The following is an 8,563-nucleotide window of genomic DNA, read 5'->3' as shown; positions in this document are numbered from 1 at the left end:
GTCAGGGCGTGGCCCTCCAGATGGTTCACCGCAATCAGCGGCAGGCCCGCCCCGGCGGCGATGCCTCGGGCGGTCATCACGCCCGCCAGAACGCCGCCGATCAGGCCGGGGCCGGCGGTCACCGCCACCCCGTCGAGGTCGCGCAGCGTGACGCCCGCCTCGGCCAGCGCGCGGGCGGCGACCCGGTCGAGCCGCTCGGCATGGGCGCGCGCGGCGATCTCGGGCACAACCCCGCCATAGGCGGCATGCAGGTCTTCCTGGCCGAACACGGTCGTCGACAGGATCTCGCCCCGCGCTCGGGCGCGGCCGCCGGCGGTGCGGCCGCGCACGACCGCGGCCGCGCTCTCGTCGCAGCTCGATTCGATGCCCAAAATCGCAATCGTGTCGTCCATGCCCATCCATCTAGCTCGGGCGCCCTGGCCCGGGTACGCCGGCCTGCTCACGTTGCGCGGCGCCGCCGGTCCTTTTAGTAAGGGCAGGCAAACTCGGCCGAAAGAGCGAAAATGCCCGCATCCCTTCCCTCGCCGGAGAGGCCGCTGCGTCTGGGCACCCGCGGCTCGCCGCTGGCGCTGGCGCAGGCACACGAGGCGCGCGGACGGCTGATGACAGCGCACGGCCTGCCGGAGGCGGCCTTCGAGATCGTGGTGATCCGGACAACCGGAGACAGGGTCACCGACCGCCCGCTGGGCGAGATCGGCGGCAAGGGCCTGTTCACCAAGGAGATCGAAGAGGCGCTGCTCACCGGCACGATCGACGCGGCCGTGCATTCCATGAAGGACATGCCCACGGTCCTGCCCGCGGGGCTGGAGATTGCCTGCCTGCTGGCCCGCGAAGACCCGCGCGACGCCCTGGTCAGCCTGACGCATGACGGCCTGGCCGCGATGCCGGACGGCGGGGTCGTCGGCAGCTCCAGCCTGCGCCGGCGCGCACAGGTCCTGCACGGGCACCCGCGGCTCCGCGTCGTCGAGTTCCGCGGCAACGTGCAGACACGCCTGCGCAAGCTCGAGGAGGGGATCGCCGAGGCAACCTTTCTCGCCCTCGCCGGCCTGCGTCGCCTCGGACGCGAGGATGTGGTCCGCGCCGTTATCGCGGCGGAGGAAATGCTGCCCGCCGTCGCCCAGGGCGCCATCGGCATCGAGACTCGTGCCGGGGACACGCGCACGCGCGATTTGCTCCTGGCGATTCACGATGAGCCCACGGCCACGCGCCTCGCCGCGGAACGGGCCTTTCTCGCCGGGCTCGACGGTTCGTGCCGGACGCCGATTGCCGGGCTCGCCGAGATCTCCGGCGGCGTTCTGCGCCTGCGGGGCGAGATCATTCGCCCGGACGGCTCGGAGCGTCTCGACACGGAACGGCGCGGACCGCTCGCCGAGGCCGCCGCCCTCGGTGCCGACGCCGCGCGCGAGCTGCGCGCGCGCGCAGGCCCCGGCTTCTTCGACCCCTGAGCCGATGCGCGTGCTGCTCACCCGCCCGCTCGAGGACAGCCGCGCGGTCGCCGGAGCGCTGCGCCCCGATGGCGTGGACTGCCTGATCTGGCCGCTCACGCAGATCGTGCCCGCCGCCCGCGCGCTCGAGATTCCAGCCGGTACCGGCGGTCTGCTGTTCACCTCGGCGAACGGCGTGCGGGCCTTCGCCACGCTTCAGGGCCGGCGCGACCTGCCCGCCTTCTGCGTTGGCGATGCCACCGCGCAAGCGGCGCGGACGCTCGGTTTCGCCGACGTCCACTCCGCCGGCGGCGACATGCGCGCCCTGGCCGAGATGGCGCGTCGGACCGGCATCCGCGCCTTCCTCCATGCGCGCGGCCGGCATGCCGCGGGCGACCTCGCCGGTCTGATGGCCAGGGCTGATCGGCGGGTCACCGCGGCCGTGCTCTACGAGGCGGTCGAAGGCGGGCCGCCTCCGCCGCCCGTCGCAGCGGCGCTGGCCGGCGGCTCGGTCGATCTCGTCACGCTCTGGTCACGGCGCGGCGCGTCGTTCCTCGCCCGCCATCTGGCCGGTATCGAGGCAGAGCTCGGCAGCACTGATCTGCTCGCCATCTCGCCCGCCGCCGCCGCGCCTCTCGCCACCGCCGGCTTCCGCCGCTCGCTGATCGCCGAGACGCCGAGCGGGGAGGCCATGCGCGCCGCGATCCGCGCCGCGGCGCGCGCCCGGAAATAAGGCCGGCGTAATAAAATTCCGCCAATGCGATTGCGGCTGGGCCGCGGTCTTTCTAATGTCTGGGGTCGCGAGAATCCGCGGCGCCGCGCCCATGCGCGGGGATGTGGCTTGTGGCCGGAACGGGGCTATCCTTGAAGGGTCAGCCGAAAGGGACCGAAAGAATGGGCAAGCACAAGGATCCCGAGCTGACCGCCGAGACCGGCCAGGCCGGCTCGGCGGATGACCGGGAGCCTCGCGGGGAGGAACGCGCCGCCGCGACCCAGGGGCACGAGGCCGGGAACGACAAGGCCTCCCCGAAGGACACGGCCGAACATGACGCAAACGGCGGAGAGGCGGGCGACCAGGGCGCGCCGCAGCAAGGTGACGATGCCGCGCCGGTGAACAAGGAAGACGCAGCGGGACATCCGGACGAGCCTCTCGGCCATGCGGAAGAGCCCGCGGACGGCTACCGCGACGAGGCGATGAGCGATTTCGCCGATCAGGTGGCCGGGGAACGCAGCCACCGCACCGTCTATGCCACCATGTTCTACGGGCTGCTCGCCATCATCGCGGTGGCCGGCCTCACGCTGTGGGCGGCGCCCAAGATTGCGCCGCATGTGCCCAAGGTGATCGGCCAGTATCTGGTGCCCGGCCAGGTCGGCGCCGCCAAGCGGATCAAAGCACTGGAGCATCGCCTGTCGAAGCAGGCGAGCCAGACCGAGGGCACGATCAGCGCCTTGCGCCAGCGGATCAACGATCTCTCGTCCAAGGTCGATGCAAAGGCGTCGTCGCAGAAAACGCAGGCCGCCCTTGACGACATTCGAAAGACCGCCAAGTCGGCGGCCAGCGACGCCTCGGCGCTGTCCCAGCGGGTGGACAAGATCCAGTCGCAAATCGCCGACTTGCGCAAGGAGGTCAACTCGATCTCCAACACGCTGTCGGGCGCCAACGGCTCCTCGCCACCCCAGCTTTCGGCCGCCATCGCGTCGCTGCGCTCGCGCCTCGATCAGCTGGCAGGCACGGTCCAGGGCGGGCCGAAAAACGCCGAGCTGGCGAAGCGGCTGGACGAGATGTCGAAGAAGATCGACGACCTGAAGGGAAACCTCGCGGCCGCCCGCGAGGCGGGCAACAAGGCCAGCAGCGCCATCCGCGCGACACGGCTGCAATCGGCATTCGACACCCTCTCGGGGCGTCTGGCGGGAGGGCAGCCCTATGCGGCGGCGCTGTCCGAGATCGCCAGCCTTTCGGGGACAAAGGCACCCGAAGCGCTCGCCGGCGCGGCCAATGACGGGCTTGCCGGCGCCAGCGAGCTCGAGGCCAGCTTCGGCCGCTACGCCCAGGCTGCCATCGCCGCCCAGATCCGCGCCGCCAGCGGCAACAGCACCCTTGGCAAGGCGCTGGGCTGGGTGCGCTCGCAGGTCGCCGGGCGGCCGATCGAGGAAGAGTCAGGCAACAGCGTGCCCGCCATCACCTCGCGCATCGCAGCCAGGCTGGGAGAGGGGAGGCTGGACGCGGCGCTGGGCGAGGCGGAGTCGCTGCCCGCGCCGGCCCGCAAGGCGCTCGACGGCTGGCTCGACCGGCTGCGCGCGCGCGTGGCCGCCGACAAGGCGCTGGCCAAGTGGCGCGACCAGATTACGGCGAAGTGCTGAGGACAGGACCATGTTGACCACGATCATCCGCGTCCTTCTTTTCCTCGCCTTTGTCGCCGCCGGCATCTGGGGTGTGTTCCTGCTCATGCAGGACGGCGGCGGCGTCACGATCCGCTTCGCCGCGCACGAGTATTTCTTCCAGCCGCTGCAATTTGCTGCGCTGGTCGTGCTCGCTTTCATCGCCGTGTGGATCGCCATCCGGATCCTTGGCCTGGTGATCGCCGTGCTGCGCTTCATCGACGGCGACGAGACGGCCATCAGCCGCTACTTCCACCGCTCGCGGGAACGGCGCGGCCTCGAAGCGATGGCGCGCGGCATGACGGCGCTCGCCGCCGGCGACGGCCGGCATGCCCGCAGCTATGCCGAGAAGGCCGAGCTTCTTCTCCAGCGCCCGGCGCTGACCAGGCTGTTGAACGCGCAGGCCGCCGAGCTCGCCGGCGACGACCTGCGCGCGGAAACTTACTACCGCGCCCTGGCCGAGGATCCGGCGACCTCGTTCATCGGCGTGCGCGGGCTGTTGAACCGTGCGCTCGAGAAGGGGGACACCGACCGGGCCCTGAGGCTGGCGGACGCCGCGGCCAAGCTGAGGCCCAAGGACGACTCGGTGCTCGAGACGCTCTACACGCTGCAGACGCGCACCTTCGACTGGGCAGGGGCGCGCAAGACGCTCGCCGCCGAGCGCCGCCACGGCTACCTGCCAAAGCCCGAGGCAAACCGCCGCGACGCCATGCTGGCGCTGGCCCAGGCCGAGGACGCCGACGAGGAAGGCAAGGCCGAGGAGGCGCGCAAGCTCGCCGTCGAGGCCGCGAAGCTCGATCCCGCCAACGACGAGGCGGTCGCGACCGCGGCGCGCCACCTGGTCGCCGCCGGCTCGAAGCGCGCCGCGGCGAAACTGGTGACAGACGCCTGGCGGCGCAAGCCAAGCCCGGCGCTCGGCGCCGCCTTCGCCGCGATCGAACCCGATGAGGCGCCCGAGGAACGGCGCAAGCGCTTTCGCAAGCTGATCGCGGCGTTCCCCACGCATGCCGAATCGCGCCTGCTCGACGCCGAGCTGGCGCTGATCACCAAGGACTGGGGCGGCGCACGCAAGGCGATCGCCGAAATCGAGGAGGACGAGCCCTCGGCCCGCAGCTGCCTGATCCGGGCCGCCATCGCCCGCGGCGAGGGCGAATCGGAGGTCGAGGTCCGCGCCTGGCTTGCCCGCGCCCTCGAAGCGCAGGGGGGTGAGGGGCCGGGCAGCGACATCCGCCACCACGCGCTCCTGCCGCTGCTGATCGGCGCCGGCGAGGATGGCGAGCCGGACGATGCCGAGCCGGATAATGCCGAGGCGGAGGCACCGGAGGCCGGCTCCGGGGCACGCCCAGAACGTCCTCAGTCGGCTGCCTGAACCCAGCTTGTCAAAGGTCAGGACGCACACTATTGTCCGCACCGCGCGGACGCGTTTCGCCGGTGTAGCTCAGCAGGTAGAGCAACGCATTCGTAATGCGTGGGTCGGGGGTTCGAGTCCCTCCACCGGCACCAGAATGCTATATAAATCCGATACTTGCTGGTGTGACGCCTAAGCGGACACAAAGCCGTGAATCGGTGTCCGCGCTATGTCCGGTTTTTCAGCCGCGCCCCTGGCCGCTCGCCGTTGGTGAACTTGACGCCCGCGGCCTCAAGCGCGGCCCGGATGGCGGCGGCGGTGTTCGTTGGCTCGCCTCTTGGCGGCGAGGCACGGCGGACGGGCCGAGGTGGTCTTAGCGTCAGCCTGCGTCCGCAATGCGCTAGGAACCAGACCGTCAAACGGGCGGCGGCGAAGTTCGCCCTGTGACCCAACTTGGACATTCCCGCCGGTCAGGCGGAAGACCGCTTTGAGCCCTTAGCGGACCTCGGCTCAGAGCAGCAAATGGCCGCTTCGTGCCAAAGCCGTCATTGATTGATCAGATAAACTCCGATCAGAATCTTGTGCGACCCCCTTGGGGAGACCGAGTCTGGCTTTCTCCCGCAGAGGGAAATTGGCTAAGGCCGAAGCATATCATCAATGATGTAATAGCCGGGGCCCTGGCCCGCAATCCAAACCGCAGCATCCAACGTCGCTCCTGCGAACGCCGTGTGATCGGTCACGCGGCTGATGATCTCGAGACGTTGGCCGGGGCCCGCGAAAAAGACCGAGTTCTCACCGGGCACATCACCGCCGCGAGCCGACGAAAAACCGATGCTGCCACGCTTGCGTCTGGCCGACTCGCCATGGCGCGCAGTCACCATCACGTCCGAGAGGGCCACGCAGCGCCCTTCAGCAGCGTATTCGGCGAGTTCCAGCGCCGTGCCCGATGGGGCGTCGATCTTGTCCCATGGATGAAAATCGAAAATCTCTATGTCAAATTCATCGCCAAGCAACCGCGCAGCCGTCCTGACCAGCTCGTACATAGCAATGACCGAGATGCTCATATTCGCCCCGACCATGATGGGTATCGACCGGCCTGCGCCGACCAGCGCGGCATCCTGTTCTTCGCTGAACCCGGTCGTGCAGATCAAAAGCGGCGTCTGCCGATCGACGGCAATCGGCAGAAGCGACATGGTTGCAGATGCCGCACTGTAATCAACGATTACGTCTGCTGCATCGCAAAGAGCGGCCACATCGTCTGTCACCGTGAGTCCGAGCGGAGGCAGGCCGACCAGCGATCCGAGATCCTCGCCGATTTTTGGTGAGTCGGATCTTTCGCAGCCGCCGGCGAGCTCGCAAACGTTGCTCCCGCTGATAGCCCTGATCAGGGTTATGCCCATGTGACCCGCGGCGCCGTACAACCCAATCTTGGTCATTCGTCTCGCCCTCCAGACTTGAGCAATGATCAACCAGCCGCGTGGAACGCGGTGATGATCGGCGCCAGATCCGGCCTGCCTCGGTTCCCCCGCGACCGGTCAATCGAACTTGGATTGCTCGGGTTCTGTCACAGCTTCAGGACGACCGGTCCCTCGAGCACTTCAGGCGCAGCAACGTTTAGCTCGGAGGCGTTCTGCTGAATCCAGTCTCGCGCCATCTTAATACTCTCGCCCGTGCCCGACTTGTCCGCACAGACCGTCACGCTGGCGCCGCCATCAGTCGTACGCATCAGCATATATGAGACAAAGCCGGTCACCCCACCCATGGCGCTCTCGACCTCGTCCTTCCGCCGCTCGAGCAGATCAAACAGCTCCTTCGCTCCAGACCCCGAGTAGCTCCGAATCACCGCATGCATGCTGTCCTCCCTTGGATGCGACAGGCGTCTGCGACGCGGTCAGTCTAGCACAAATTCGCCCGCTCGGTTGCGACTGGCGCGACCGTCCGGTTAGGCCAGAAGCCAACGCTCTCGGGACTACACAGTGCTAAGTCCGGGACGCGGCGGCGAAGTGATCTTCCTGAGCGAACTTCCGTTATGGGTCAGAACCGGTCATCCGACCCGTTTCGTCGGATATCCGCTTCGTCCGCATAGCCGACGTTGGCGATCTCACACTCTTTGTCGGGAGGTGGCACGAGGCCGATATAAGCGCCCGGCTGACTCCAGGTCCACAAAACCGCTCATTGCCGACCTAGGGTCGGCATCAGATCGCTCCACAACTAGCCCGGCGCCCCCGCGCAGCACCACCTCGCCTTCCTTTAACCAAACGGCCTGCGCTCAGAGCGCTTTCGCCTGCCACCACCGCAGAAATCACTTAGAAAGCGGCAGACTCCCGGCGATCATGGCCCTCGCCTTCGGGCGGGGGCTTCAATACACTGCCGAAAGGATACAGAGGATCGATGTTCCGAGCGTGCGGTCGATGAACGCCAAGATTACCACGCTTATTCAAACCGACCGATTTGGAGCAAAATTAGTGAAAAACATAACCCACGAAAATGGCTCAACGAGATAATCCACAAGGAAGTCGAGATGACCGAACGATACGGAGATACCACCGACCTGCGTTCAATCGACAAGGTGCGCGACGAACATGTGGGGGCGCTGAACATGGGCGATGCCGACGCCTGGGTGGCGCAGTTTGCCGATGACGGCGTGCAGATGCCGCCTAATGCCCCTGAAAATGTCGGCAAGGAGCGGATCGGGCAATGGTCCGGCGGCTTCCTAAGCGCCTTCAAGGTGCAGTTCGAACTCGATGTCGACGAGGTGCGGATCATTGGGGACTGGGCGTTCGAGCGGGGCGCCTACGCAATCCGTTTGAATCCTGTCGCGGGCGGACCGTCGATGGACGACAACGGCAAATACATCACTATCTACCGGCATGACAACGGCAAGGGTTGGAAGATTGCGCGGGACATCTGGAACAGCAGCAATCCCCTGCCAGCATAACGATACCCGCCTTCGGCCCGCAGATGATAGCCCGGCCGGAGTCCCGGAAGCCTTTTCCAGTGCCGTGCTCAATCCGGCGGCCGTAGCCTACGCCTCCTGGGGGCTCCGGCAACGCCAACCTTCCTCAGTGGCGCCGCAGAGTGTTACGTAAGGGGTGGCTGCGCAGAGGGGTGCTGGTCACCAGTAAGTTGCAAATTCTATATCGAATTGATCCAGAAAAACTTGTCTATCTTCAGCGTCTGTCAGTGGGGAGCCCCCACTGAGTGGTCCGACTTGATTGTTAGTGCATGAGGGGCCTTTGGTCCATCTGGACGATGGCTGCCGGAGCTGGCAGCTTCCAGCCGAGGGCACCGTGGGGTCGGACGGTGTTGTAGTGGCGGCGCCATTCCTCGATCATGATCCTGGCCTCCTTGAGGGAGTAGAAGATCTCGCCGTTGAGAAGCTCATCACGGAAACGGGCGTTGAAGCTCTCGC

8 protein-coding genes, 1 tRNA gene and 1 pseudogene are annotated in these 8,563 nt (G+C 67.3%); 6 read left to right on the top strand and 4 right to left on the bottom strand.

Annotated elements, in window-relative coordinates; all coding sequences use genetic code 11:
- Window positions 1–392: pseudogene (locus AC32QD_RS08390) on the bottom strand (tRNA (adenosine(37)-N6)-threonylcarbamoyltransferase complex transferase subunit TsaD); the annotation flags it as partial.
- 111 nt (window positions 393–503) lie between these two features.
- On the opposite strand from AC32QD_RS08390, the gene hemC reads away from it, so the two are divergent.
- The 5 genes from hemC to AC32QD_RS08365 all read left to right on the top strand — a co-directional run bounded on the left by hemC (window position 504) and on the right by AC32QD_RS08365 (window position 5,306).
- On the top strand, window positions 504–1,445 hold the full coding sequence (gene hemC / locus AC32QD_RS08385; protein WP_492010038.1) for a hydroxymethylbilane synthase: 942 nt from the start codon (window positions 504–506) through the stop codon (window positions 1,443–1,445).
- A complete protein-coding gene (locus tag AC32QD_RS08380) occupies window positions 1,387–2,157 on the top strand; it encodes a uroporphyrinogen-III synthase (RefSeq protein ID WP_492010037.1) in 771 nt (256 codons plus the stop codon). Before hemC ends, AC32QD_RS08380 begins: the two co-directional genes overlap by 59 nt.
- A 161-nt stretch (window positions 2,158–2,318) precedes the next feature.
- Window positions 2,319–3,785, top strand: coding sequence for a COG4223 family protein (locus AC32QD_RS08375; RefSeq protein WP_492010036.1), 1,467 nt, complete (start codon window positions 2,319–2,321; stop codon window positions 3,783–3,785).
- A gap of 10 nt (window positions 3,786–3,795) precedes the next feature.
- Entirely contained in the window at window positions 3,796–5,172 is a 1,377-nt protein-coding gene (locus AC32QD_RS08370; protein ID WP_492010035.1) for a heme biosynthesis protein HemY, read from the top strand.
- Between the two features lie 58 nt (window positions 5,173–5,230).
- Window positions 5,231–5,306: transfer RNA gene (locus tag AC32QD_RS08365), tRNA-Thr, on the top strand.
- A gap of 480 nt (window positions 5,307–5,786) precedes the next feature.
- On the opposite strand, the gene dapB is transcribed toward AC32QD_RS08365, so the two are convergent.
- Window positions 5,787–6,587: a 4-hydroxy-tetrahydrodipicolinate reductase gene (dapB, locus tag AC32QD_RS08360; protein WP_492010034.1), complete on the bottom strand. Its 801-nt coding sequence runs from the start codon at window positions 6,585–6,587 to the stop codon at window positions 5,787–5,789.
- Window positions 6,588–6,715: 128 nt separating this feature from the next.
- Window positions 6,716–7,003, bottom strand: a complete 288-nt coding sequence (locus tag AC32QD_RS08355; RefSeq protein WP_492010033.1) for a hypothetical protein — start codon at window positions 7,001–7,003, stop codon at window positions 6,716–6,718.
- A gap of 669 nt (window positions 7,004–7,672) precedes the next feature.
- Between AC32QD_RS08355 and AC32QD_RS08350 the strand changes: the two genes are divergently transcribed.
- Complete coding sequence (locus tag AC32QD_RS08350) at window positions 7,673–8,089, top strand: YybH family protein (protein ID WP_492010032.1); 417 nt, start codon at window positions 7,673–7,675, stop codon at window positions 8,087–8,089.
- Between the two features lie 280 nt (window positions 8,090–8,369).
- On the opposite strand, the gene AC32QD_RS08345 is transcribed toward AC32QD_RS08350, so the two are convergent.
- The coding region (locus AC32QD_RS08345) for an integrase core domain-containing protein (protein ID WP_492010031.1) at window positions 8,370–8,563 on the bottom strand (194 nt) is incomplete at its 5' end.

It is taken from the genome of Thermohalobaculum sp. (assembly GCF_058622915.1).
This window is presented reverse-complemented; position numbering and strand designations above follow the sequence as displayed.

Bases quoted from the DNA above. Each gene is read 5' to 3' on its own strand.
- hemC (WP_492010038.1), top strand. From the start codon at position 504: ATGCCCGCATCCCTTCCCTCGCCGGAGAGGCCGCTGCGTCTGGGCACC.
- AC32QD_RS08375 (WP_492010036.1), top strand. From the start codon at position 2,319: ATGGGCAAGCACAAGGATCCCGAGCTGACCGCCGAGACCGGCCAGGCC.
- AC32QD_RS08370 (WP_492010035.1), top strand. From the start codon at position 3,796: ATGTTGACCACGATCATCCGCGTCCTTCTTTTCCTCGCCTTTGTCGCC.
- dapB (WP_492010034.1), bottom strand. From the start codon at position 6,587: ATGACCAAGATTGGGTTGTACGGCGCCGCGGGTCACATGGGCATAACC.
- AC32QD_RS08355 (WP_492010033.1), bottom strand. From the start codon at position 7,003: ATGCATGCGGTGATTCGGAGCTACTCGGGGTCTGGAGCGAAGGAGCTG.
- AC32QD_RS08350 (WP_492010032.1), top strand. From the start codon at position 7,673: ATGACCGAACGATACGGAGATACCACCGACCTGCGTTCAATCGACAAG.